The sequence below is a fragment of the Streptomyces sp. NBC_01016 genome, from assembly GCF_026341035.1.
Classification (GTDB): Bacteria; Actinomycetota; Actinomycetes; order Streptomycetales; family Streptomycetaceae; genus Streptomyces.
Genome location: NZ_JAPEOQ010000002.1, coordinates 743,574 through 768,338, shown reverse-complemented (window position 1 = coordinate 768,338; position 24,765 = coordinate 743,574). Strand labels below are relative to the sequence as shown.

21 protein-coding genes are annotated in these 24,765 nt (G+C 72.2%); 16 read left to right on the top strand and 5 right to left on the bottom strand.

The features are described 5' to 3' along the window. Window positions 1-909: 909 nt before the first annotated feature. Both pspAA and OG746_RS30195 read right to left on the bottom strand, forming a co-directional pair. Window positions 910-1,188, bottom strand: a complete 279-nt coding sequence (gene pspAA / locus OG746_RS30200) for a PspA-associated protein PspAA (protein ID WP_266720428.1) — start codon at window positions 1,186-1,188, stop codon at window positions 910-912. 52 nt (window positions 1,189-1,240) lie between these two features. Beyond that, on the bottom strand, window positions 1,241-2,041 hold the full coding sequence (locus tag OG746_RS30195) for a PspA/IM30 family protein (RefSeq protein ID WP_266720426.1): 801 nt from the start codon (window positions 2,039-2,041) through the stop codon (window positions 1,241-1,243). Between the two features lie 252 nt (window positions 2,042-2,293). On the opposite strand from OG746_RS30195, the gene OG746_RS30190 reads away from it, so the two are divergent. Together OG746_RS30190 and OG746_RS30185 are read left to right on the top strand one after the other, a co-directional pair. Further along, window positions 2,294-2,890, top strand: a complete 597-nt coding sequence (locus OG746_RS30190; RefSeq protein WP_266720424.1) for a DUF3043 domain-containing protein — start codon at window positions 2,294-2,296, stop codon at window positions 2,888-2,890. 35 nt (window positions 2,891-2,925) lie between these two features. After that, entirely contained in the window at window positions 2,926-3,690 is a 765-nt protein-coding gene (locus tag OG746_RS30185) for a class I SAM-dependent methyltransferase (protein ID WP_443063068.1), read from the top strand. A 183-nt stretch (window positions 3,691-3,873) separates the two neighbouring features. Here the strand turns inward: OG746_RS30185 and OG746_RS30180 are convergent, their stop codons facing one another. Further along, window positions 3,874-4,113, bottom strand: a complete 240-nt coding sequence (locus OG746_RS30180; RefSeq protein WP_266720422.1) for a hypothetical protein — start codon at window positions 4,111-4,113, stop codon at window positions 3,874-3,876. An 85-nt stretch (window positions 4,114-4,198) separates the two neighbouring features. Here OG746_RS30180 and OG746_RS30175 point away from each other — a divergent pair, with 85 nt between their 5' ends. After that, the gene (locus OG746_RS30175) at window positions 4,199-5,404 is read left to right on the top strand and encodes a bifunctional adenosylcobinamide kinase/adenosylcobinamide-phosphate guanylyltransferase (RefSeq protein WP_266720420.1); all 1,206 of its coding nucleotides are present in this window, start codon (window positions 4,199-4,201) and stop codon (window positions 5,402-5,404) included. A 16-nt stretch (window positions 5,405-5,420) separates the two neighbouring features. On the opposite strand, the gene OG746_RS30170 is transcribed toward OG746_RS30175, so the two are convergent. Continuing rightward, window positions 5,421-6,512: a class I SAM-dependent methyltransferase gene (locus OG746_RS30170; protein WP_266720418.1), complete on the bottom strand. Its 1,092-nt coding sequence runs from the start codon at window positions 6,510-6,512 to the stop codon at window positions 5,421-5,423. A gap of 215 nt (window positions 6,513-6,727) precedes the next feature. Here OG746_RS30170 and cobT point away from each other — a divergent pair, with 215 nt between their 5' ends. The 10 genes from cobT to OG746_RS30120 all read left to right on the top strand — a co-directional run bounded on the left by cobT (window position 6,728) and on the right by OG746_RS30120 (window position 20,555). After that, window positions 6,728-7,831, top strand: coding sequence for a nicotinate-nucleotide--dimethylbenzimidazole phosphoribosyltransferase (cobT, locus tag OG746_RS30165; protein WP_266720416.1), 1,104 nt, complete (start codon window positions 6,728-6,730; stop codon window positions 7,829-7,831). A gap of 337 nt (window positions 7,832-8,168) precedes the next feature. Next, the gene (locus tag OG746_RS30160; protein WP_266725526.1) at window positions 8,169-8,900 is read left to right on the top strand and encodes an adenosylcobinamide-GDP ribazoletransferase; all 732 of its coding nucleotides are present in this window, start codon (window positions 8,169-8,171) and stop codon (window positions 8,898-8,900) included. A gap of 160 nt (window positions 8,901-9,060) precedes the next feature. Then, window positions 9,061-10,611 carry a leucyl aminopeptidase gene (locus OG746_RS30155; RefSeq protein WP_266720414.1) on the top strand — a complete coding sequence of 517 codons (1,551 nt, stop codon included), beginning with the start codon at window positions 9,061-9,063 and terminating at the stop codon, window positions 10,609-10,611. Window positions 10,612-10,906: 295 nt separating this feature from the next. Then, window positions 10,907-12,295, top strand: a complete 1,389-nt coding sequence (lpdA, locus tag OG746_RS30150; protein WP_266720412.1) for a dihydrolipoyl dehydrogenase — start codon at window positions 10,907-10,909, stop codon at window positions 12,293-12,295. Window positions 12,296-12,393: 98 nt separating this feature from the next. Beyond that, a complete protein-coding gene (gene sucB, locus OG746_RS30145) occupies window positions 12,394-14,148 on the top strand; it encodes a 2-oxoglutarate dehydrogenase, E2 component, dihydrolipoamide succinyltransferase (RefSeq protein ID WP_266720410.1) in 1,755 nt (584 codons plus the stop codon). Between the two features lie 263 nt (window positions 14,149-14,411). After that, window positions 14,412-15,035, top strand: a complete 624-nt coding sequence (locus OG746_RS30140; RefSeq protein ID WP_266720408.1) for a GntR family transcriptional regulator — start codon at window positions 14,412-14,414, stop codon at window positions 15,033-15,035. Window positions 15,036-15,295: 260 nt separating this feature from the next. Then, window positions 15,296-18,001, top strand: coding sequence for a pyruvate dehydrogenase (acetyl-transferring), homodimeric type (aceE, locus tag OG746_RS30135; protein WP_266720406.1), 2,706 nt, complete (start codon window positions 15,296-15,298; stop codon window positions 17,999-18,001). 119 nt (window positions 18,002-18,120) lie between these two features. Further along, window positions 18,121-18,885: a VOC family protein gene (locus tag OG746_RS30130; RefSeq protein WP_266720404.1), complete on the top strand. Its 765-nt coding sequence runs from the start codon at window positions 18,121-18,123 to the stop codon at window positions 18,883-18,885. Between the two features lie 39 nt (window positions 18,886-18,924). Next, window positions 18,925-19,917, top strand: a complete 993-nt coding sequence (locus OG746_RS30125; protein ID WP_266720402.1) for a helix-turn-helix transcriptional regulator — start codon at window positions 18,925-18,927, stop codon at window positions 19,915-19,917. 122 nt (window positions 19,918-20,039) lie between these two features. Then, window positions 20,040-20,555 (top strand): DUF4240 domain-containing protein, encoded by a 516-nt coding sequence (locus OG746_RS30120; protein WP_266725525.1) that lies wholly within the window; start codon window positions 20,040-20,042, stop codon window positions 20,553-20,555. 166 nt (window positions 20,556-20,721) lie between these two features. On the opposite strand, the gene OG746_RS30115 is transcribed toward OG746_RS30120, so the two are convergent. Beyond that, window positions 20,722-21,609 carry a TIGR01777 family oxidoreductase gene (locus OG746_RS30115; RefSeq protein WP_524540497.1) on the bottom strand — a complete coding sequence of 296 codons (888 nt, stop codon included), beginning with the start codon at window positions 21,607-21,609 and terminating at the stop codon, window positions 20,722-20,724. Window positions 21,610-21,642: 33 nt separating this feature from the next. On the opposite strand from OG746_RS30115, the gene OG746_RS30110 reads away from it, so the two are divergent. The 3 genes from OG746_RS30110 (at window position 21,643) to OG746_RS30100 (ending at window position 24,760) form a co-directional block, all read left to right on the top strand. After that, window positions 21,643-22,143, top strand: coding sequence for a GNAT family N-acetyltransferase (locus OG746_RS30110; protein ID WP_266720398.1), 501 nt, complete (start codon window positions 21,643-21,645; stop codon window positions 22,141-22,143). A gap of 104 nt (window positions 22,144-22,247) precedes the next feature. Then, on the top strand, window positions 22,248-23,396 hold the full coding sequence (locus tag OG746_RS30105) for a PP2C family protein-serine/threonine phosphatase (RefSeq protein ID WP_266720396.1): 1,149 nt from the start codon (window positions 22,248-22,250) through the stop codon (window positions 23,394-23,396). Between the two features lie 17 nt (window positions 23,397-23,413). Further along, window positions 23,414-24,760 carry a hypothetical protein gene (locus OG746_RS30100; RefSeq protein ID WP_266720394.1) on the top strand — a complete coding sequence of 449 codons (1,347 nt, stop codon included), beginning with the start codon at window positions 23,414-23,416 and terminating at the stop codon, window positions 24,758-24,760. The last annotated feature ends 5 nt before the right edge of the window (window positions 24,761-24,765 follow it).

Genomic DNA, 24,765 nt, shown 5'->3' with positions numbered 1-24,765 from the left:
CGTCGGCCTTGTCCTGCCCCCGCGGCGCCCTCGCTCATCTCCCACCCACCCGCCCCCTCCGGGGGCTCCGGCCCCGGATCCCTGCGTACGCCGTGGCCGGCGCCTGCCGCAAGTGCTGCGCTGAGCCGGGGCGTTGGGGCTCGCCGGTCGGTTTCGTTGCGGCGCCAACGGGGTGATGGCTTCGGTGTGCAGTGCGCCGTGACGGTCCTTGTCCGCCGCGCCGATTACCCGCCCACAGCCCACCCTCCGGTCCCAGGGGCGGGCGCCTGCCGTATCGGGCACGCGGCACCGTGAGCCGGCTCGCCCACCCTGCCGCCCAAGCCGGCGGATTACCCAAGTCGGGGCAGGCCTCACCGCCTCGGCAGGAAGGTCGTGCCCGGCGGCAGAGCGGCCGAAGCGGCGCCCGCGGCTCGCCCTCACGGGAGGGAAACCTGGCCGGGCAGCGAGCGGCCGAAGCCCCGCCCGCGCCTCGTTCTCACGGGAGGGGGCCGGGCCGGGCGGCCGAGCAACCGAACTGGCGCCCGAGCCTGGCCGTCACGGGTGGCGTCACGGGTGGGGATCCGGGCACGGGCGGCGGGCGGCCGAAGTGGTGCCCGCGCCTCGCCCTCACAGGCGGAAAGCCGGGCCGGGCCGCGGGCAGCCGGAGGGGGCGGGTGGGTGGGAGATTGACGGGGAAACGGGCCGGAAAACGGGTGAAGGAAATCGCAGCGCCATCGGCGAGGGGCCCGCAGCGTAGGGGCCGCAGCGTCGGTGGCCGCCAAGCCGACGGCGGAACGTCCAGGCCATGAGCGAGGGACCCCGCGCCAAGGGGCGGCGAGGCGAACCGGGGCCAGTGAGGTTCCGATGAGGCACACCGGACCCGTGAGGTTCCGGCGCTCCGCGGCGCCGCAGGCTCCCGCGGCGTCGTAACTACCCCGGGATCAGGCCGTCGTCGCTGAGCATGTCGCGGACCTCCGCCAACGTGGCGTCCGCCGCCGGCAGGATCAGCTCCGACGGCTCCAGGGCGTCGTCCGGCAGCGGAGCGCCCAAGCGGCGGACCGCGTCCAGGAGAGCGGCGAGCGTACGGCGGAAGCCCGCCTCGTCACCGCTCTCCATCTCCGCGAGGAGTTCGTCGTCGAGCTTGTTGAGTTCGGTGAAGTGGTCGTCCGCCAACTCCACCTGGCCCTCCCCCATGATCCGGACGATCATGTCGGCCTCCTCAAGGCACTACAGCTCTACCGCTCTACAGGCAGTACAGGCACTACTGCTTGTCGAAGCGCGGGGTGTCCTGGGGCTGCGCTTGCGAAGGCTGAGCCTGCTCCTGTCCGCCCTCGAGCGCCTGCTGCGACGAGGACGAGCCACCGGACAGCTCCGCCTTCATGCGCTGCAGCTCCAGCTCTACATCCGTACCACCGGAGAGCCGGTCCAGCTCGCTCTGGATGTCGTCCTTGGCGAGACCGGACGAGTCGTCGAGCGCGCCGGAGGCGAGCAGTTCGTCGATGGCGCCGGCCCGCGCCTGCAGCTGGGCCGTCTTGTCCTCGGCACGCTGGATCGCCATGCCGACGTCGCCCATCTCCTCGGAGATGCCGGAGAACGCCTCCCCGATCCGGGTCTGCGCCTGCGCCGCGGTGTACGTGGCCTTGATCGTCTCCTTCTTCGTACGGAAGGCGTCGACCTTCGCCTGCAGCCGCTGCGCCGCGAGAGTGAGCTTCTCCTCCTCGCCCTGCAACGTCTGGTGCTGCGTCTCCAGGTCCGTGACCTGCTGCTGGAGCGCGGCACGGCGGGACAGGGCCTCACGGGCCAGATCCTCCCGGCCGAGCGCGAGCGCCTTGCGGCCCTGGTCCTCGAGCTTGGACGACTGGGACTGGAGCTGACCGAGCTGCAGTTCCAGGCGCTTGCGGGACGTCGCCACGTCCGCGACCCCCCTGCGTACCTTCTGGAGCAGCTCAAGCTGCTTCTGGTACGAGTAATCGAGGGTCTCGCGCGGGTCCTCGGCCCGATCAAGGGCCTTGTTCGCCTTCGCGCGGAAGATCATCCCCATACGCTTCATGACACCGCTCATGGGCTTCGCGCGCCCCCTTCTGACAGATCCAGCGTTGGTCCAGCTCCAGCACTGCGACAGAAACCACAGTACGGGTCCTGCCTCTATTACCGCACTGTTCAGGTACGGATGCGCTCATCCCCGAGGACGACTGCTTCCGGCCCCGCTCCGGCGCAAGGAGTAGATGACCCCTGACGACAGGACGCGGGACGTTGCCGGATCGTTCCCCACTGCCCTGTGGTCGATGCATGACCACCACGTACCCTGGCGATTGTGTTCCGTAGCCGATCCAAGGACGACAAGGCCCAGGCCGCGCAGGCCAAGGTGACCCAGTCCCAGCAGCCCAGAGACCCCCAGGCGCCCAAGGGCCGCCCCACGCCGAAGCGCAGCGCGGCCCAGACGCAGCGCCGCAGCGTGGCCAACACCAAGATGTCGCCGAAGGAGGCCCGCACCCGCTCGCGCGACGAGCGCCGCACCGCGATGCAGCGCCAGCGCGAGGCGCTGGCCAACGGCGACGAGCGTTACCTGCCGGCCCGTGACAAGGGCCCGGTGCGCAAGTTCGCGCGCGACTTCGTCGACTCGCGCTTCGCGATCGCCGAGTACTTCCTGCCGATGGCGGTGGTCATCCTCGTCCTGAGCATGATCCGCGTCGGTTCGCTGCAGAACATCGCGCTGCTGCTGTGGCTGTTCGTGATCGTCGCGATCGTCGTCGACTCGGCCGTGACCGGTTTCCGCCTGAAGAAGATCCTCGCGCAGAAGTTCCCGAACGAGCGCCGCAAGGGCGCCGTCGCGTACGCGCTGATGCGCACGCTGCAGATGAAGCGACTGCGCCTGCCGAAGCCGCAGGTCAAGCGCGGAGAGCGGCCCTGAGCACGGACAGCACAGAGGCTTTCGCCGGCGATGCTGTGCACTCCTGGCTGGACAAGCTCGGCGGACTTCGCAACATCGTGCGGCAGGAGCTCGTGGCCAGGCAGCTCGACGAGCAGCTGGCCGCGCGGTTCCCCGTCGGCCAGCGGCTGCGGGTGCTCGACGTGGGGATGGGCCAGGGCACGCAGGCCCTGCGCCTCGCCCGCGCCGGGCACAAGGTGACCGGCGTGGAGCAGGATCCGGAGATGGTCGCCGTGGCGGGCCGGGCGCTCGCCGCGGAGCCCGCGGGGGTCCGTGACCGGGTCCGCCTCGTGCAGGGCAACGGCATGGACACCGGTGTGCACTTCCTGCCGGGCAGTTTCGACGTCGTGCTCTGTCACGGCGTCCTGATGTACGTCGACGATCCCGACGCGCTGCTCGCGGGCCTCGCCCGGATGTTGGCGCCGGGCGGCCTGCTCTCGCTCGTGGTGCGCAACGGGGACGCGCTCGCGATGCGGCCGGGGCTCGCCGGTGACTGGATCGGTGCCCTCGCCGCGTTCGAGTCGGTGAAGTACACGAACCGGCTCGGGCTCGATGTCAGGGCCGACCGGCTCGATGCGCTCACGGAGACGCTTGCCGGGATCGGGGCGCCGCTGCATGCGTGGTACGGGGTGCGGGTCTTCACGGATCAGGCCGCGGATGGCGCGGGGGCGCCGGAGCACGGGGAGTTGCAGACGTTGCTCGCCGCGGAGGAGAAGGCCGGTCGGTCCGACCCGTACCGTCGGGTGGCGGCGCTTCTGCATTTGTGCGGGGTGCGTGGCTGAGGTCGACCGAGGGTTCTGCCTCGGCCGACCTCAGTTCGGCGGATGTGGTTGAGGTCGCGGGGCTCCGCCCCGGACCCCGCTGCTCAATCGCCGCAGGGGCTTGATTTGGGGCTCTGCCCCATACCCCGCGCCTCAATCGCCGGCGGGGCTTGAAAAGCTCAGCCGCCGGCGGGGCTTGAAGGGTCAGTCGTCGGCAGGGGCCGCAGTAGCCGACGTGTCCTCCGCGTGGAGGCTCATCGGGCCGTAGATGACCTTGTCGTCCTCGCTGAGCGTGACCTGGTCGGCGCCGCCGTCCGCGAGTTGCTTCCAGTACTCGCCGATCCAGGACTCGGCGTCCCCCTGCGTGGTGAACTCCTCGGGCTGTACCGCGGGAGCCACCTCCGTCCCGTCGGACTTCTCGAACCGCCACGTCCACGCCGCCATGTCAGCCTCCCGGTTACGGATATCCGATGTCCCCGGAAGCCTATCCGGGCGAGCGTCGATCAAGGGGGCGCGGGAGGATCTTCCTGTGGAACTGACACTGCTCGGCACCGGCGGCCCCGACGGGCTGCCCCGCCCCGACTGCCCTTGCGCCGCCTGCGCGACCGCGCTCGGCCGCGACGCCCGTGCCGCGACGGCGGTCCTGATCGACGGAACGCTGCTGCTCGACCTGACGCCCGGGGCCGCGTTCGCCGCGGCCCGTTCGGGGCACAGCCTCGGCGGCGTACGGCAGGTGCTGCTCTCGCATCCGCACGACGGGCCCGCGGTCGAGGTGCCCGCGGGGCTCCCGCAGCCCGGCCGGGTGCCGGACGGCCGGGAGCTCGCGCTGCTCACCGGGCACCGGGTGCGGGCGCTTGCCCTGGACGCTCCGGGCACCGGCTACGAGGTGACGGGGCCCGAGGGCGAGCGGCTGCTCTATCTCCCGCCGGGCACCGCGCCCGCGGGCTTCGAAGAGGCGCGGGCGCCGTACGAGATGGTCCTCGCCGATGTCGTCGGCCGCCCCGACGCGCTCGCCCGGCTGCGCTCAGCGGGTGCGATCGGCCCGACCACCGATGTCCTCGCCGTCCATCTGGACCACGACGTCTTCCCGGGCTCCGAGCTCGCGCGGCGGCTCGCGGCCGCGGGCGCGCGGGCCGTGCCGGACGGCACGACCCTGGACGTCGGCACGTACGAGGACGTGCCCGATGTGCCGCGCAGGACGCTGGTGCTCGGCGGGGCGCGCTCCGGGAAGTCGGTGGAGGCGGAGCGGCGCCTGGAGGCGTTCCCCGATGTGCTGTACGTGGCGACCGGCGGGACGCGCGGCGGGGACACGGAGTGGGCGCAGCGGGTGGCCGCGCACCGGGAGCGGCGCCCGGGGTCCTGGCGGACGGCCGAGACTTGCGATCTCGTGCCGCTGCTCGACGATCCCGAGGATGCCGCTCCGCTGCTCGTCGACTGTCTGTCGCTGTGGCTGACGTACGCGATGGACGAGGTCGGGGCCTGGGACGACGCCGAGTGGGCGGGCGGCGGCGAGAAGGCGCTGCGGGAGCGGGTGGCCGAGCTGGTCGACGCGGTGCGGCGCTCCCGGCGCACCGTCGTCGCCGTCTCGAACGAGGTGGGGTCGGGGATCGTGCCCGCGACTGCGTCGGGGCGCCGCTACCGGGACGAACTCGGCCGTCTGAACGCGGCGTTCGCGTCCGAGTGCGAGCACGTGCTGCTCGTCGTCGCGGGTCAGCCGCTCGCGCTGCGCGGCTGACCCGGACCCGTTTCTCCTACGCGTCCGGGTCGCGGCGCGCGATCACCCGGTAGGCGTTGGAGAAGCGGGTGCGGCGGGCCAGCGGCGCGAGGACCCGGTCGGCCGCGCAGGCGGCGAGGAACGCGGGTGCGACGGCGTACATGAGGACCTTGCGCAGGATGCGCTGGGCCCCGCCGGGGGCCTTGGTGCGCCACGGGTCGTCGGCGTCGGGCAGGTGCCGGCCCGCGAACAGGGCGAGTCCTGCCGCGAGATCCAGCGGGACGTGGGGCTCGCTGCGGTCGACGGCGACGACCGTGTAGCCGAGGGCGCGCAGTTCGGCGCGGAGGTTGGCGAGCGGGATCAGATGCAGGTGCTGCGGCTGGAAGTACGAGATCCACCACTTCCCGAGCAGCTTCGCGAAGCGGCTCTCGGGGTCGGGGAGCTCGATCATCAGATGCCCGCCGGGGCGCAGCACACGGTGCGCGGCCTTCAGTTCCTCGCGCGGATCGCGGGAGCGGCCCAGGTAATGGAACATGCTCAGCGCGTCGTAGCCGCCCTCGAGGCCGGGGGCGAGATCGGTGAACAGGCCCTGGTGGGCCCGCTCGACGCGGCCCGCCCTGCGGCCCTCCTCGACGCCTTCGCCGCTGTCGAGGCCGTCGAAGGCCGTGTACGGCAGGACCTCTTGGGCCACCGCGGGGAAGTGGCCCTGGCCGGTGCCGATGTCGAGCCAGCTCTCCGGTTCGATGAACGCGGCGAGGGCGCGGGCGCGGGACCGGTCGCGATGCGTTGAGGTGCGCGCGCGGAAGATCCATTCGGCCTGGTCGGCGTAGCGGCCCTCGCAGAAGTCCCGGTAGTAGAAGTCCAGGCCCTCGGAGGTGAGGCGGGGGTTCTGGAACGAGTGGGCGCAGGAACCGCACTGGACGAGGGTGAAGCTGCCGGGCTTGTGCTGGAGGAGGTCGGTGGTGCGCAGGCGGGTGCGCAGCCGGGTGCTGCCGCACCAGGGGCAGTCGGGGCGGCGTGGCTCGTGGAAGCGTTCGGTGCCCTGGGCGAGTTCGGTGAGGTAGGCGGGGCGGCGCTCGGCGACGGCCTGGGGGGTGGCGGGGGCGGTCAAGGTGAGGCCTCCAGTCATGGCAGTCATGGTCTGCGTTGCCGCAACGAGCGCGCGAGATATGACAATTCGACGCGAACATGAACGCAACCGATCATCTCCGAGCAGTTCATGACACCCCGGAGGCGACTCACCGCCCGTCGTCGGCGTCCGCCGGACGGACGCACCCATCGGTGTCCTGTGACGGAGGGTGCAGCTGGGGCCAGACCCTCGCGACGGCCGGTACTGTTCGGCGAATGAGCTCGCTGAACCTCGACGACTTCACCGATCTGATCGAGCGCCCCGACGGCGGCACCCGCCGCGACGCCGAGGAGCGCAGGGCCCGCTTCGCCGTGCCGCCGGGCGCCCTCGGCCGCCTCGACGAACTGGGCGAGTGGCTGAGCGCCGCCCAGGGCGCGGTGCCCGTACGACCGGTCGCGCGGCCGCGCGTGGTCCTCTTCGCGGGTGACCACGGCGTGGCCGGACTCGATGTGTCGAAGCGGCCCGCGGGCAGCGCGGCCGGCCTCGTACGGGAGGTCGTCGAGGGCGCCTCCGCGGGCGCGGTGCTCGCGCGCCGGCTCGGCGTCGGCGTGCGCGTCGTCGACGTCTCCCTCGACTGCGAGCCCGACGAGCTGCCCAAGACCGTCGACGACCGGCGCGTGCGGCGCGGCTCGGGGTGCATCGACACCGAGGACGCGCTCACCCTCGAAGAGGCGGAGGCCGCGTTCCGCGCGGGCATGGCGGTCGCCGACGAGGAGGCCGACTCCGGTACGGACCTCGTCGTCCTCGGCGACATCAGCGTCGGTGGCACGACGGCGGCGGCCACGCTGATCGCCGCGCTGTGCGGCACGGACGCGTCCGTGGTGACGGGCCGCGGCGGCGACCCCATCGACGACCTCGCCTGGATGCGCAAGTGCGCGGCGGTCCGTGACGCGCTGCGCCGGGCCCGCCCCGTCCTCGGCGACCAGCTCCAGCTCCTCGCCACGGTGGGCGGCGCCGACCTCGCGGCGGCGACCGGCTTCCTGCTCCAGTGCGCGGTGCGGCGTACGCCCGTGCTCCTGGACGGCGTGGTCTCCGCGGCCTGCGCGCTCGTCGGCCAGCGCGTCGCGTTCCGCGCCCCCGACTGGTGGCTGGCCGCCCACGCCAGCGGCGAACCGGCCCAGGCGAAGGCGCTCGACCGCATGGCCATGGACGTACTCCTCGACCAGGACGTCCGGGTGGGCGGCGGCGCGGGGGCGCTTCTTGCGCTTCCGCTGGTCCAGGCGGCGGCCGCCTTGGCGGCGGAGCTGCCGGAGGGTGCGGGTGCGGCGGAGCTGCCGGAGGGGGCGGGTGCGGCGGAGCCGGCCGACCAGGAGGCGTAAGGGGCGGCCCCCCGGCCCCACGCCACGGGGCTCTGCCCCGGACCCCGCGCCTCAATCGCCGGCGGGGCTGGATTGGCCCACCCGCCGCAGGGCTGGATTGACCTACCTGTCGCAGGGGCTTGATTGGTCCAGCCGTCGCAGGGGCTTGATTGGTCCAGCCGCCGGCGGGGCTGAAAAGATCGGGGCTCCGCCCCGGACCCCGCTGCTCAAACGCCGCAGGGCTGGAAATGCCCACCCGCCGCAGGAGCTGGAATTGCCCACCCAAAGGCCTGGTCACAGCGCCGGGTACGCTCCAGCGGTGTCTGCGACAACCTCCCCCGCCTCCCTTCCCGACGGCATGCGTTTTGCGTTTGGGACGCTCACCGTTCTTCGGGTGAAGGTCACCCGCTGGGACCGTGCGGCCGCCCGGATCGGGATGCTCTGCGCGCCGCTCGCCGGTCTGGTCGTCGGCCTCGCCGCGGCCGCGGTCGGCGTGGCGTTGACGTTCCTCGGGGCGGACGCGCTCCTCGCCGCCGTCGCCGCCGTCGCGGTGCCGGCCGCGCTGACCCGGGGACTGCACCTCGACGGGCTCGCGGACGTCGCCGACGGCCTGGGCAGCGGGAAGCCCGCCGACGACGCGCTGCGGATCATGAAGCAGTCGGACATCGGCCCCTTCGGCGTGGTCACGCTCGTCCTGGCACTGCTCGCCCAAGTCGCCGTCCTGGCCGACCAGTTCGGGCAGTCGTGGTGGCGCGGCGCCCTCGCCGCGACCGTCTCCGCGGTGACCGCGCGCCTCGCCCTGACCTTCGCCTCCCGCACCGGCGTACCGGCCGCCCGCCCCGAGGGCCTCGGCGCGGCGGTCGCGGAGACGGTGTCGCGGCGGGCGGCGCTGATCACGGGGGCCGTGGTGGTCGCGGTGACCGCCGCCCTCTCGGTCCAGGCCGCCCTGGCCGTCGTCCTGGGCTGCGCCGCCGCCGAACTCCTGTCACGCCGCTGCGTCTCCCGATTCGGAGGCGTAACCGGCGACGTCTTCGGCGCACTCGCCGAAACAGCGGCCACGGCGACACTGGTGATCCTGGCACTGGGCTGAGCCGTTCAAGCCCCGCAGGGGGCAGCGCCCCAGCGGCGGGGCGCACCTGGACGAAGCACCCCAAGAACGACGGGCGTAGGCTCGGCCCCGGGCGGGCCAACTACCCCCGGCCCCGGCGAAGAAGCCGGGGTTCACCCGATGAAAGAGGGACCTCACCACCGTGACTGCTCTGACTCTCAGCACCGCCGCGGCGACCGGCCTGCGCGCCGACGCGATCGTCGTCGGCGTCGTGAAGGGCGACAAGGGCCCGGTCGTCGCGCACGGCGCGGAAGCCGTGGACAAGGCGTACGACGGAAAGCTCGGTTCCGTCCTGGAGACCCTCGGCGCCAGTGGCGGCGAGGGCGAGGTGACCAAGCTCCCGGCGCCGTCCGGCCTCAAGGCGCCGCTCGTGCTGGCGGTCGGTCTCGGCGGCGAGCCCGAGAAGGACGGCGCGTACGACAGCGAGGCGCTGCGCCGCGCCGCCGGTGTCGCGGCCCGCGCCCTGGCCGGTTCGAAGAAGGCCGCGTTCGCGCTGCCGGTCGACGACGCCGAGGACGTCGGCGCGATCGCGGAGGGCGCGCTGCTCGGCGCGTACTCCTTCGACGCGTACAAGGAGTCCGCCCGGGAAGCCAAGGACGCCAAGGCCCCGAAGGACGCGAAGAAGAACGGCCGGGCCCCGCTCGCCGAGGTCGCGATCCTCGGCGGCAAGCCCCGCGACAAGGCGTACAAGGCGGCCGTCGAGCGCGCCCTCGCCCTGGCCGAGGAGCTCAACCGCGCCCGCGACCTGATCAACACCCCGCCGAACGACCTGAACCCGGAGTCCTTCGCCGCCGTCGCCCAGGCCGCGGCCAAGGAGCACGGCATCAAGGTGCAGGTGCTCGACGAGAAGGCCCTGGAGAAGGGCGGCTACGGCGGCATCCTCGGCGTCGGCGCCGGTTCCGCCTCGGCCCCGCGCCTGGTGAAGCTCTCGTACAAGAGCTCCAAGGCGAAGAAGCACCTCGCCTTCGTCGGCAAGGGCATCACGTACGACTCGGGCGGCATCTCGCTGAAGCCCGCCGGTCACAACGAGACGATGAAGTGCGACATGGCCGGCGCCGCCGCCGTGTTCGCCGCCGTCGTCGCCGCCGCGCGGCTCGGCCTCGAGGTGAACGTCACCGGCTGGCTGGCGCTCGCCGAGAACATGCCGTCGGGCTCGGCCACCCGCCCCGGCGACGTGCTGCGCATGTACTCGGGCAAGACGGTCGAGGTGCTGAACACCGACGCCGAGGGCCGCCTCGTCCTCGCCGACGCCATCGCCAAGGCCTCCGAGGAGACTCCGGACGCGATCGTCGACGTCGCGACGCTGACCGGCGCGATGATGCTGGCGCTCGGCGCCCGCACCTTCGGCATCATGGCCAACGACGACGCCTTCCGCGGCTCGATCCACGAGGCCGCCGAGGAGGTCGGCGAGCCGGCCTGGCCGATGCCGCTCCCGGCCGACCTGCGCAAGGGCATGGACTCGTCCACCGCCGACATCGCCAACATGGGCGAGCGGATGGGCGGCGGCCTGGTCGCCGGCCTGTTCCTCCAGGAGTTCGTCGGCGAGGGCATCACGTGGGCCCACCTCGACATCGCGGGCCCGGCCTTCAACGAGTCGGCCCCGTTCGGCTACACGCCGAAGGGCGGCACCGGTTCCGCGGTCCGCACGCTGGTCCGTCTCGCGGAGCGGACGGCGGCGGGCGACCTCGGCTGAGGCCCCGCACACACCGCGCAATCGCTGCATAAGCGCTGAACAGCCCCCGGGTGCACGACCCCGGGGGCTGTTCGCTTTGAACGAAATCTGCGTGTTTGTCCCCGCTCGTCACAGCTGTTTCCGGTGTAACAGCCGTCTCACCCCCCAGCCCGACGTCCCGACTCCCGCCGACAAGTGCGAGGATGGGGTACGGCAGGACAGGGCCCTCACCCAGGGCCGAAGAACGAGCGGCCGAACACCCCGCCGCCCGGTCGTCGGAGACCGGCGTACGGCGCACATGCATGGAGGACGTGACGTGGCGAACGACGCCAGCACCGTTTTCGACCTAGTGATCCTCGGCGGTGGCAGTGGCGGTTACGCCGCGGCCCTGCGCGGAGCGCAGCTGGGCCTGGACGTCGCCCTGATCGAGAAGAACAAGCTCGGCGGCACGTGCCTGCACAACGGCTGCATCCCCACGAAGGCTCTGCTGCACGCCGGTGAGATCGCGGACCAGGCGCGCGAGAGCGAGCAGTTCGGTGTCAAGGCCACCTTCGAGGGCATCGACATCAACGCCGTCCACAAGTACAAGGACGACGTGATCTCCGGCCTGTACAAGGGCCTGCAGGGCCTCGTGGCCTCGCGCAAGGTGACGTACATCGAGGGCGAGGGCAAGCTCTCCTCCCCGACGTCCGTCGACGTCAACGGCCAGCGTGTCCAGGGCCGCCATGTCCTCCTCGCGACCGGCTCCGTGCCGAAGTCGCTGCCGGGCCTGGAGATCGACGGCAACCGCATCATCTCCTCGGACCACGCGCTGAAGCTGGACCGCGTCCCGGAGTCCGCGATCGTCCTGGGCGGCGGCGTCATCGGCGTCGAGTTCGCCTCGGCGTGGAAGTCCTTCGGCACCGACGTCACGGTCGTCGAGGGCCTCAAGCACCTCGTCCCGGTCGAGGACGAGAACAGCTCCAAGATCCTGGAGCGCGCCTTCCGCAAGCGCGGCATCAAGTTCAACCTCGGCACCTTCTTCGAGAAGGCCGAGTACACGCAGGACGGCGTCCGCGTGACCCTCGCCGACGGCAAGACCTTCGACGCCGAGGTCCTCCTCGTCGCCATCGGTCGCGGCCCGGTCTCCCAGGGCCTCGGCTACGAGGAGCAGGGCGTCGCCATGGACCGTGGCTACGTCCTCGTCGACGAGTACATGCAGACCAACGTGCCGACCGTCTCGGCCGTCGGTGACCTGGTCCCGACCCTCCAGCTCGCGCACGTCGGCTTCGCCGAGGGCATGCTGGTGGCGGAGCGTCTGGCCGGCCTGAACCCGGTTCCGGTCGACTACGACGGCGTGCCGCGCGTGACCTACTGCCACCCGGAGGTCGCCTCCGTCGGTATCACCGAGGCCAAGGCCAAGGAGATCTACGGTGCGGACAAGGTCGTCGCTCTGAAGTACAACCTTGCGGGCAACGGTAAGTCCAAGATCCTGAAGACCACGGGCGAGATCAAGCTCGTGCAGGTCAAGGACGGTGCCGTGGTCGGCGTCCACATGGTCGGCGACCGCATGGGCGAGCAGGTCGGCGAAGCCCAGCTGATCTACAACTGGGAAGCGCTGCCCGCCGAGGTCGCCCAGCTCGTGCACGCGCACCCGACGCAGAACGAGGCGCTCGGCGAGGCCCACCTGGCCCTCGCGGGCAAGCCGCTGCACTCGCACGACTGAGCCACGCCCCTGTCGCACCTGGGGCGCGACGACCGACCACCACAGACTTCCGCACTGCGTTGCCGCGCATTGCACATCGTTAAGGAGCAACCGAAACCATGCCGGTTTCCGTATCCCTTCCGGCGCTCGGTGAGAGCGTCACCGAGGGCACTGTCACCCGCTGGCTGAAGGCCGAGGGCGAGCGCGTCGAGGTCGACGAGCCGCTGCTGGAGGTCTCGACCGACAAGGTCGACACCGAGATCCCCTCGCCCGCCGCCGGCGTGCTTGCCTCCATCAAGGTCGCCGAGGACGAGACCGTCGAGGTCGGCGCCGAGCTGGCCGTCATCGACGACGGTTCCGGTGCCGAGGCCGCCGCGCCCGCCCCGGCCGCCGCCGAGGCCCCGGCCGCCGAGCCCGCCCCGGCCCAGGAGGCTCCGGCCCCCGCCGCCGAGCCGGCCCCCGCTGCCGCCCCCGCCGCCCCGGCCGGTGGCGCCTCCGGTACCGACGTCGTGCTGCCCGCGCTGGGCGAGTCGGTCACCGAGGGCACCGTCACCCGCTGGCTGAAGGAGGTCGGCGAGGAGGTCGCGGAGGACGAGCCGCTGCTCGAGGTCTCGACCGACAAGGTCGACACCGAGATCCCCTCCCCCGTCGCCGGCGTTCTCCTGGAGATCACCGTCGCCGAGGACGAGACCGCCGAGGTCGGCGCCAAGCTCGCCGTCATCGGTGCCCCGGGTGCCGCCCCGGCCGCCGCCGAGACCCCGGCTCCGGCCGCTCCGGCCGCCGCTCCGGCCCCGGCCCCCGAGCCGGCTCCGGCTCCGGCCGCCCCCGCGGCTCCCGCCGCCCCGGCCGCGCCCGCCGCCCCCGCTGCTCCGGCCCCCGCGCCGGCCGCTCCGGCCCCGGTCGCCCCGTCCGCCCCGGCCACCCCCGCCGCGCCGGCCACCCCGGCCGACGAGGGCGCGTACGTGACCCCGCTGGTGCGCAAGCTCGCCTCCGAGCACGGCGTCGACCTGTCCACGGTCAAGGGCACCGGCGTCGGTGGCCGCATCCGCAAGCAGGACGTCACCGCCGCTGCCGAGGCCGCCAAGGCCCAGGCTCCGGCCGCTGCCGCCCCGGCCGCCGCCAAGGCCGCCCCGACCCTGGAGGCTTCGCCGCTCCGTGGTCAGACGGTCAAGCTGCCGCGCATCCGCAAGGCCATCGCGGACAACATGCACAAGGCGCTGCAGGAGCAGGCTCAGCTGTCCTCGGTCATCGAGGTCGACATCACCAAGCTGATGAAGCTGCGCAACAAGGCCAAGAACGGCTTTGCCGCTCGCGAGGGCGTCAAGCTCTCCCCGATGCCGTTCTTCGTCAAGGCCGCCGTCCAGGCGCTGAAGGCCCACCCGGTCATCAACGCGCGCCTGAACTACGACGAGGGCACCATCACCTACTTCGACTCCGAGAACGTCGGCATCGCCGTCGACTCGGAGAAGGGCCTGATGACCCCGGTCATCAAGGGCGCGGGTGACCTCAACATCGCGGGCATCGCCAAGAAGACCGCCGAGCTGGCCGACAAGGTCCGCACGAACAAGATCGCCCCGGACGACCTGTCCGGCGCGACCTTCACGATCTCCAACACGGGATCGCGCGGCGCCCTCTTCGACACCGTCATCGTCCCGCCGAACCAGGTCGCCATCCTGGGCATCGGCGCCACGGTCAAGCGCCCGGTCGTCATCTCCGACCCGGAGCTCGGTGACACGATCGCCGTCCGTGACATGACGTACGTGACGCTCTCCTACGACCACCGTCTGGTGGACGGCGCGGACGCCGCCCGCTACCTGACGACGGTCAAGCAGATCCTCGAGGCCGGCGAGTTCACCGCCGAGCTCGGTCTGTAAAGACAGCACGCGGTCTGTAAAGACAGCAGGTGCACGACGGCGCCCCCGACCGGAACCTTCCGGTCGGGGGCGCCGTCGTACGCGCGCGTGCGTAGCCGCACGCCCGGGCGGGCACCCCCTTCTGTAGCCCGCCCCCGACAAACGCTCTCTGTAACCGGCATCACCCGTCGCATGCGCGGCCGTACCACGTCCGGCCAGGGCAGCGGCCGTATTGTCTAAGGATCCCCGCCGACCCACCGGGTCCACCCTGCCAAGGAGCCCCCATGACCGCGCCCGTCGTCCACTCGCTTCGCGATCAGATCCGCGAGCACATCGTCGAGGGGATCGTCAGCGGCCGCTGGAAGCCGGGCGAGCGCATCGTGGAGCGCCGGATCGCGACCGAGCTTGAGGTCTCCCAGACCCCGGTGCGGGAGGCGCTGCGGGAGCTGGAGTCGCTGCGGCTCATCGAGTCGGCGCCGAACAAGGGCGTGCGCGTACGGAACCTCTCCGCGGCCGACCTGGAGGAGTCCTACCCCGTCAGGGCGGGCCTGGAGGCCATCGCGGCCGAGCTGGCGGCCGAGCGGCTCGCCGACGACTGCTCGGCCCTTGAACCCCACGTAGAGGCGCTCTACAGGGCCGACCAGGAGGCGGACGGGACCGCCCAGGTGCGGCACACGGTCGCCTTCCACCGGGAGCTGGTGCGGGCCGCGGACAACTCCGTGCTGTTCCACACCTGGGAGGGGCTCGGCATCGAGGTCTTCACCGCGCTGTCCATCCGCTGGCTGGGCACGGTGCAGCAGTCGTACGCGGAGGAGCACGCCGATCTGGTAGCCGCGTTCCGGCGGCGGGACCCGGAGATCGCGGCCTTGGTCAAGGCCCACGTACTGGGATGTGCGCCCCGCGCATGAGGGGTCACCGTCCGCTTCTCTGACCAGGCACTCCGTGCCCTGATCAAGAAAAACCGCCGACACTCTGTGCCGACTTTCTCGATCTGAAGAGATTTTGCGGGTGAATCCTTTGATCGATCATCGATCAGGGAGTTACAGTCGCCGACGGGCCACGCGACGGCGTCGCATAACGACTCCGTACCGGGACCTCGCCCTGTCCTGCCAAAGACAAAGGGCACCCCCACCCCACCCCCTTCGACTCAGGAAGGCGTGCGGCGACTATGACCGACCCCATGCGCATCCAGCCGAGCGAGCTCGACCAGCTCCCGGACCGTGACCCCGAGGAGACCGCCGAATGGCGGGCCTCCCTGGACGCCGTCACCAAGGCGGCCGGGCCACACCGTGCCGCGTACCTGATGCGGCGCACCCTGGAAGGCGCCGAGGCGGGCGGCCTGGCGCTGCCGAAGCTTCTTGAGACGGACTACGTCAACTCCATCCCCACCGCCGCCGAGCCGGAGTTCCCCGGCGACGAGGAGATGGAAGCCAAGATCACCGCGTACAACCGCTGGAACGCGGCCGCGATGGTGACCCGTGGCTCGAAGCACGGCGTCGGCGGCCACATCGCCACCTTCGCCTCGGCCGCCTGGCTGTACGAGACCGGCTTCAACCACTTCTTCCGCGGCAAGGAGGGCGACGGCTCGGGCGACCAGCTCTACATCCAGGGCCACGCCTCCCCCGGCATCTACGCCCGCGCGTTCCTCGACGGCCGTCTGTCCGAGCAGCAGCTCGACAACTTCCGCCGCGAGGCCGGCGGCAACGGCCTGCCGTCGTACCCGCACCCCCGTCGTCTTCCCTGGCTGTGGGAGTTCCCGACGGTGTCCATGGGCCTCGGCCCGCTGTCGGCCGTCTACCAGGCGCGGTTCAACCGCTACCTGACGGCGCGCAACATCAAGGACACCTCGAACTCGCACGTCTGGGCGTTCCTCGGCGACGGCGAGATGGACGAGCCCGAGTCGACCTCGGCGCTCACGCTCGCCGCCCGCGAGGGTCTGGACAACCTGACCTTCGTCATCAACTGCAACCTGCAGCGCCTGGACGGCCCGGTCCGCCCGAACTTCCGCGTGGTGCAGGAGCTCGAGGCCCAGTTCCTCGGCTCCGGCTGGAACGTCATCAAATCCATGTGGGGCAACGCCTGGGACGAGCTCTTCCAGCTCGACACCACCGGCGCCCTGCTTCGCCGCCTGCGCGAGGTCCCGGACGCCCAGTTCCAGACGTACCAGACGCGCGACGTCGCCTACATCCGCGAGAACTTCTTCGGCACCGACCCGGCGCTCATCGAGCTCGCCAAGGTCCTGTCCGACGACAAGATCTCCGAGTGCTTCCACACCTCCCGCGGCGGCCACGAGCCCCGCAAGGTGTACGCGGCGTACAAGGCGGCCGTCGAGCACAAGGGCAAGCCGACCGTGATCCTCACCCAGACGGTGAAGGGCTTCACGCTCGGCAAGGGCTTCGAGTCCAAGAACGCCAACCACCAGATGAAGAAGCTGACGATCGACGAGTTCAAGGGGATGCGTGACCTCCTTGACCTGCCGATCCCGGACAGCCTCTTCGAGGACGGCGTCGTCCCGTACGCCCGTCCCGCGGAGGGCTCCCCCGAGCTGCGCTACCTCGCCGAGCGTCGCGCCGCCCTCGGCGGTCCCGCCCCGGCCCGCCGTACGCAGCCGCTCGCGCCGCTGCCCGCGCCCGCGGACAAGGCGTTCGCGTCGTTCGACAAGGGCTCCGGCACGCAGACCGTCGCCTCGACGATGGCGCTCGTACGGCTCCTCAAGGACCTCGTACGGGACAAGACGTCCGGCAAGCGCTGGGTGCCGATCATCCCCGACGAGGCGCGCACCTTCGGCATGGAGTCGCTGTTCCCGTCGCTCGGTCTGTACTCGCCCAAGGGCCAGACGTACGACCCGGTCGACCGCGACCAGCTCATGTACTACAAGGAGTCCGAGTCCGGCCAGATCCTCAACGAGGGGATCAACGAGGCCGGTTCGCTCGCGGACTTCATCGCCGCCGCCACGTCGTACTCGACGCACGGCGAGCAGATGATCCCGCTGTACATCTTCTACTCGATGTTCGGCTGGCAGCGCACGGGCGACCAGTTCTGGCAGCTCGCCGACCAGATGGGCCGCGGCTTCGTCGTCGGCGCCACGGCCGGCCGCACCACGCTCACCGGTGAGGGTCTGCAGCACGCGGACGGCCACTCGCCGATGATCGCGGCCACCAACCCGGCGGCTCTCTCCTACGACCCGGCGTTCGCCTACGAGATCGCGGTCATCATGAAGGAGGGCCTGCGCCGCATGTACGGCGAGGCCAAGCCGGGTGAGGACCAGGACGTCTTCTACTACCTGACGGTCTACAACGAGCCGATGCCGCAGCCCGCGAAGCCGGCCGTGGAGGGTCTCGACGAGGCCATCATCAAGGGCCTCTACCGCTTCAACACGGCGGAGACCGCGGGTGTGGACGTGGCGGCCGCGAACGCCCCGCGCATCAACCTCATCGGTTCCGGTACGGCGATCCACTGGACGCTCAAGGCGCAGCAGCTGCTCGCCGAGGACTGGGGCGTGGCCGCCGACGTGTGGTCCGCGACGTCCTGGACCGAGCTGCGCCGCGACGCCCTGGAGGCCGACGAGGCGCTGCTGAACGGCGAGGAGCGGGTGCCGTTCGTCCGCCAGGCGCTTGCCGGCGCCGAGGGCCCGGTCCTGGCCGTGTCCGACTACATGCGCCAGGTCCCCGACCAGATCGCGCAGTGGGTCGAGCAGGACTACACCTCGCTGGGCGCCGACGGCTTCGGCCTCTCGGACACCCGTGAGGACGCCCGCCGCCACTTCGGCGTCGACGCCGAGTCGATCGTCGTCGCGTCCCTCGCCCAGCTCGCCCGCCGCGGCGAGGTCAAGGCGACGGCCGTGAAGGAGGCGCGCGAGCGCTACGGCCTGTAGTTCTCCGCCTGCTTCTTCGAAGCACGGGCTGTGCGTGCCCCGTCCCGATTGCCGGGACGGGGCACGCGTGCGTGAATGGACGCGTCGTGGCGAAGGCCGTCCGCGGGAGGCGCTGTTCCGTGAAGATCTCCAAGACCCCCTCCGCTCCCTGCTGGGCGGACCTGTCGAGCACCGACCCGGAGGCGGCCCGGTACTTCTACGAGGCCCTGTTCGGCTGGCGTACGCGCTCGTCCGACGACCCCACGGTCGGCGGCCACGGCACGTTCGCGCTCGACAGCCCGGACGGACCGAAGGTGGCCGGGGTCGGCCCGGTGCTGCGCCCCGGACAGCCCGCCGCCTGGCTGCCGTACTTCCAGTCCAGCGGCATCGACGCGGTCACCGCGCGCGTGAGCGGCAACGGCGGCCGGGTCGTCTCCGGCCCGATCGGCGTCCCCGAAGAGGGCAGGCTCGCGGTCTGTCAGGACCGGGCGGGCGCCGTGTTCGGCCTGTGGGAGCCGCAGGAGCACGCCGGTTTCCAGGCGGTGAACGTGCCGAGCAGCTTCTGCTGGTTCGAGCTGCTCACCCGGGACGGCGCGGGCTCCGTCGACTTCTACCAGTCGGTGCTCGGCTGGGGCACCGAGCGGAACGGCGCCTACACGAACTGGACCGTCGCCGACGAGGCGTTCGGCGGCATGGTCGATATGTCGACCGGTGAGTTCCCTCCCGAGGTGCCCTCGTACTGGAACCTGTACGTGGCCGTGGACGATCCGGACGCCGTGGCGGAGCGCTGCGTGGAGCTGTCGGGGCAGGTCCTGGTGCAGCCGACGACGATCGAGCCCGGCCGGTTCGCGATGCTCGCGGACCCGCAGGGCGCGGCGTTCTCGGTGATGCGCTTCGCCGCTTGAGCGGGTCCCGTTGTCAGTGGGGCGGTTCATGATGGCCGTATGCGTGCTGCCCGCCTGATCAAGATGGTGCTGTTGCTCCAGTCCCGGCCGTCCATGACCGCGGCCGAGCTGGCGCGCGAGCTCGAGGTGTCCGAGCGGACGGTGACGCGGGACGCGCAGGCGTTGTCGGAGGCCGGGGTTCCGGTGTACGCGGACCGTGGGCGGGCCGGCGGGTACCGGCTGATCGGCGGGTACCGGACGCGGCTCACGGGGCTCGCGCGCGGCGAGGCGGAGGCGCTGTTCCTGTCGGGGGTGCCGGGAGCGCTGCGCGAGATGGGCCTGGAGGACGCGGCGTCAGCGGCGCACCTGAAGGTGTCGGCGGCCCTGCTGCCCTCCTTGCGGGACGCGCCGCGGACGGCGGCGCAGCGCTTCCATCTGGACGCGCCTGGCTGGTTCCAGGAGCCGCAGACGCCCGAGCTGCTGCCCGCGATCGCGGAGGCGGTGTGGGAGGACCGAGTGGTGCGAGTCCGCTACCGCCGCACTTCACTGGGGCAGTCGGAGGACGTGGAGCGGGAGTTGGAGCCGTACGGGCTCGTGCTCAAGGCGGGCGTCTGGTACCTGGCGGCGGCGGTGCGCGGGGCGGACGCCTTCCGGGTGTACCGGGTCGACCGGTTCACGGCGGTGGAGCCGGGCGAGGAGCGGTTCGCGAGGGTCGAGGGGGAGGACGCGTTCGACCTGCCCGCGTTCTGGGAGGAGCGGGCGGCGCAGTTCGCGCGGGCACTGCTGCGGTCGGAGGTCGTCGTCCGGCTCACGCCCTCGGGGGTACGTCAACTGCCGTACGCCACCGATCCGGCGTCCGCGCGCGAGGCGCTGGAGTCGGCGGGGGACGCGGACGCGGAGGGGCGGGTGACGGTGACCCTGCCGGTCGAGTCGGAGGACGTGGCGTACACGCAGCTCATGGCGCTCGGGCCGGAGGCGGAGGTGGTGGCTCCGGCGGCGCTGCGGGAGCGGTTCGCGCTGGCCGCGCGGCGGATGCGGGAGTGGTACGGCTGACGGGTGCCACGCCGCGCGGGGGCGTCGCGGGCGTGCCGTGGGCATGTGCATGCATAACGAAGTGGAGCAGCTCCCGCGCTCGGCGTGCGCCCCATCGGTACAGGGCCGATGCTGGTCCCGTGATGGACGAGACCGAGTTCTGGGAGATCGTGGACAGTACGCGTGAGGCCGCGGGTGGCGACCCCGAGGACCACGCCGAGCTGCTCGTCGAACGGCTGCTGCGGTCCGATCCGGATTTCGTGCTCGACTTCGCCCGGCACTTCGAGTCCCGGTACAACCGGGCGTACCGATGGGACCTATGGGGCGCGGCGTGGGTCCTGCTGGACGGGGCGAGCGACGACGCCTTCGACTACTTCCGGTGCTGGCTGATCGGCCAGGGCCGGGAGATGTTCGAGGGGGCGCTGCACGATCCGGATTCGCTGGCGGAACTCCTGGACGACTTCGACGAGGAGGTCGACGGGGACGGCGAGGAGATCGGCTTCGCGGCGGACGAGGCGTACGAGCAGCTGACCGGGGTGGTCGCACCGGACCTGGGCCTCGCCCCCGCGCCCCCGGAGCCGGAGGGCACGCCTCTGGACTTCGAGGACGACGGGGTGATGGCCCGTACGTACCCCCGCCTGACGGCCCGCTTCGGCTGACATCCGCGCCGGGGCCGGGGCCACCCGTTTCCGTTGCGCGGCACCGTGGCGCCGACGCCCCCGGAGGGGGCGGGTGGTGGGAGGTGGGCGGGGCAAATCCAGCCCCGCCGGCGTTTGAGGCGCGGGGTCCGGGGCGGAGCCCCGGGGCGTAGGGGCCCCGTCCGGCTCACGCCGCGTGGATCGCCTGGTCCACTCCGGGGTGGGCGAACTCGAAACCGGATTCCAGCAACCGCGTGGGCACGGCCCGGGTGGACCCAAGAACGTCACCCGCCATCTCCCCGAGGACCACCCGGAGCGCGAAGGACGGAACCGGCAGCACCGCAGGCCTCCGCAGAACCCGCCCCATCGCCTCCGTCACCTCCCGGTTCGTCGCCGGCTGCGGCGCCGTCAGGTTCACCGGACCGGCCACGTCACCCGCATCCAAAAGGTGCCGCAGCGCCGCCACATGATCGTCGAGCGCGATGTACGACCAGTACTGCCGACCGTCCCCCATCCGCCCACCGAGCCCCGCCTTGAACAGCGGGAAGAGCTTGCCCCAGGCCCCACCGCCCCGCGCGACGACAAGACCGGTGCGGGCGAACACCGTACGGATGCCCACCTGGTGCGCGGGCGCGGCCGCCGCCTCCCACTCGACGCACAGCGAGGGCAGGAAACCGTCGCCCGCCGGAGCCGTCTCGTCGACCGTGCGGCTGCCCGTGTCGCCGTAGTAGCCGACCGCGCTGCCATTGAGGAAGACCCGCGGCGGCGTGTCCAGCCCGGCCGCTGCCCGCGCGAGCGTCTGCGTACCGAGGACCCGGCTGTCGCGGATCTCCCGCTTGTACGCGGCCGTCCACCGATGGTCGCCGACCCCCGCCCCCGCGAGGTTGACGATCGCCTCGCAGCCGGCGAGCCGGGACGTGTCGACGTAACCCTCCTTCGGATCCCAGCGGGCCTCGTCCGCCGCCCGTGGGGCGCGCCGCACCAGGCGCACCACGTCGTGCCCGTCGTCCGTCAGGGACCGCACCAGGGCCGAGCCGGTCAGTCCGGATGCGCCCGCCACCGCGAAACGTGTCATGGGACCCATCCTGCCCGTCGTACAGTCGGCCGCATGTCAGCCCCCGAGGACTCCGTGGCCCACATACGTTTCGCCGTCCCCGAGGACGCGCCCGCGCTCGACCGCCTCGACCGGGACACCTGGTCGCATCTGCACGCGGTGACGGCTCTCGACCCGGCCCCTTCGCCGTTCTTCAACGAGCGTTTCGGCCCACGCGACCACCTCGTCGCCGAGCTCGACGGCGTGCTCGTCGGCTACATCCGCCTCGGCCTCCCCACGCCCCTGGAGGCGAACGCGCACGTACGGCAGATCATGGGGCTCGCTGTCGCCGACGCGGCCCGCGGGCGCGGCGCCGGCCGGGCCCTGGTGCGGGGCGCGATCGAGCTGGCACGGCGGCAGGGCGCGCGCCGGATCACGCTGCGCGTCCTCGGCCACAACACCCCGGCCCGGAAGCTCTACGAGGCGGAGGGCTTCGTCATCGAGGGCGTGCTGCCCGGGGAGTTCCTGCTCGACGGGTCGTACGTGGACGACGTGCTGATGGGACAGCCCCTGTAGCCCGCCCGGCGCGGCGCAGTCACGGCGCGGTCACGGCGTGCGACGGGCCCCGACTCGTAGCAGGGTGAGGTGGAACGTCCGTCGCGAAGGGAGCCGAAGCCGGCATGACCTGGCCCGTGGCGCGCCGCAGGGACGAGGCGGAGCGCGCCTGGCTGCGCGGTGCGCCGCCGCCGCGCTGGTTGCGGTGGCTGCCGATCGCTCTGCTCGTGGTCCTGTACGCGCTTCAGGCCCCAACGGGATACCGGTTCGAGCTCGCGTTCCCGCTCGCGGCCATCCCCCCGCTCGCCGCACTGTCGTACGGTCCCGTGGCCACGGCCCTGTACGGCGGCTTCGTCCTCCTGCTCCTCGAACTGCCTCGCACCGGCTTCGGGCGCCCCGGCGACAGTGACGTACTGACGGTGGGTCTCGTCGCCGTGCTCAGCACGGCGATCGCCCTGGTCCGCAGGCGCAGGGACGAGCAGCTGGTCACGGTGCGCACGGTCGCGGAGGCCGCCCAGTTCGCGGTGCTGCCGCCACTGCCCGAGCGGGTCGGCGCCGTGTGCTGCGCGGGCCTGTACCGGGCTGCGCACCGCGGCGCCCTGGTCGGCGGCGACCTCTTCGACGTGCGCAAGGGCCCGACCGGCGTGCGCGCTGTCGTCGGCGACGTACAGGGGCACGGTCTGTCGGCAGTGGGCACGGTCGCGGGGCTGCTCGGCGCGTTCCGGGAGGCGGTGCTCGACCAGCCGGACCTGGAGGGCGTGGCGGCGCGTCTCGACCGGCGGCTCGTGGTGGACACGGCGGAGGACGAGCACGCGGAGCTGTTCGCGACGGCGGTGCTGCTCGAATTCCCCGACCCCTCCCCCGGCGAGGCGCCCGTCGTGCACGTCATCAGCTGCGGCCACCCGCATCCACTGCTGCTGCGCGACGGGCGGGTGACCGAGCTGGACGTGCCGTCGGGGGCGCCGCTCGGTCTCGGCCTCGCGGAGGTCGCGCCGCCCGAGCGCCTCACGGTCGAACTGCGGCCCGGGGACCGGCTGATCGCCCCGACGGACGGGGTGACGGAGGCGCGGAACCGGGTCGGGGACTTCTATCCGCTCGCCGACCGGCTTCCGCAGTTCGCGGGCGAGGATCCGGCCGGGCTCACGGACGCGGTGTGGCGGGACGTCATCCGGTTCGCGGGATCGGTCAGGGACGACCTGACGCTGCTCGTCTTCGCCCCTCTCGTGTCCGCTCCCGGCGCCACGCGGACCCCGGACGTGCCTCGCGAGGCGTGAGGTGTGAACGTAGGCGCATGAAGAACCCGGGACTCCCGCGCCGCCAGGGACACCGCCGAACCGCGGTCACCGCCTCCGTACTGCTGCTGCCGCTCGCCGTCTCCACGTTGTCCGCCTGTTCCGACGACGACGGGGCGACCAATCCGCCGCCCACGGCCTCACCCGCCGCGACGGCGAGCGGCGCCCGCTGTGTGACGGACCGGCCGGCCGACGACAAGGGCCCGGACGCGAAGCCGCGCGCGAAGGCCGCGTACACGGTCGACGACAAGACCGTGAAGGCGAAGTCGCACAAGGAGTTCAAGACGACGGAGCGCGACGAGTCCGCGCTGCTCGTGTCCGGTTCCGGGAAGCTGACGACGCGCGACGCGAAGATCATCAAGCATGGCGGCACCTCGTCCCTCACCGCGTCCGACGGGCACGGCCTCAACGCGGCCGCGCTCGCCCGCGACGGGGGGACGCTCACGATGTCCGGCGGCCGGATGTCCACCCAGGACAAGGGCTCGATCGGGGTGTTCGCCGCGGGCAAGGACGCGAAGGCCACGCTCAGCTCGGGCGGCATCAGGACGCACGGCGCCTCCGCGCACGGCGTGGCGGCCGCGCACGGTGGCACCCTCGGCCTGACGTACGTGGAGATCGACACGGCGGCCGCGCAGGCGGCGCCGGTGGCCGTGGGGCCCGGCGGCGGGAAGGTCACGGTGTCCGGCGGCACGATGACCTCGGCGGGCTGCGGGTCGCCGGGCGTGCAGACGGCGGGCGACGTCTCCTTGTCGCAGACGCTGTTCGACCTGGCCAACTCGGAGGCGTTCACCGTGGAGGCCGGGGGTTCGCTGTCCCTGAAGGACGTCCGGGCGTCCGCGGCGGCGGGCGGTGTGGTGCTGCGCGGCGACGGCGACACCTCGTACCGGATGACCGGCGGGGCGGTCCAGGCCTCCGACGGTGACATCTTCGCGGTCCAACAGGCCGACGCCGACATCGAGTTGAGCGGTGGCGCCGACGTGAAGACGAAGGACGGCAAGCTGCTGCGGGTCACGGACAAGGGCACGGCGACGTTCCGTGCGAACGGCGAAAAGCTGAAGGGCAGCGTGGCCGTGACGAAGGGCTCCTCCGCCACCCTCGACCTGACAGGCTCCACCGACCTGGACGGCAAGATCGTGGGAGCGGCGTCGCTGACGCTCGGCCCCAGGACGCAGTGGTCCGTGTCCGGGGACTCGGCGCTGAAGGGCCTGAAGCTGGCCGACGGGGCGAAGGTCTCCGACGTGATCGTGGGCAACGGTCACACGGTGACGTACGACAAGGCGTCGAGCCCGGACCTGCACGGGAAGAAGTACCAGCTGGAGGGCGGCGGCACGCTCAAGCCCGCGTAGGGCCG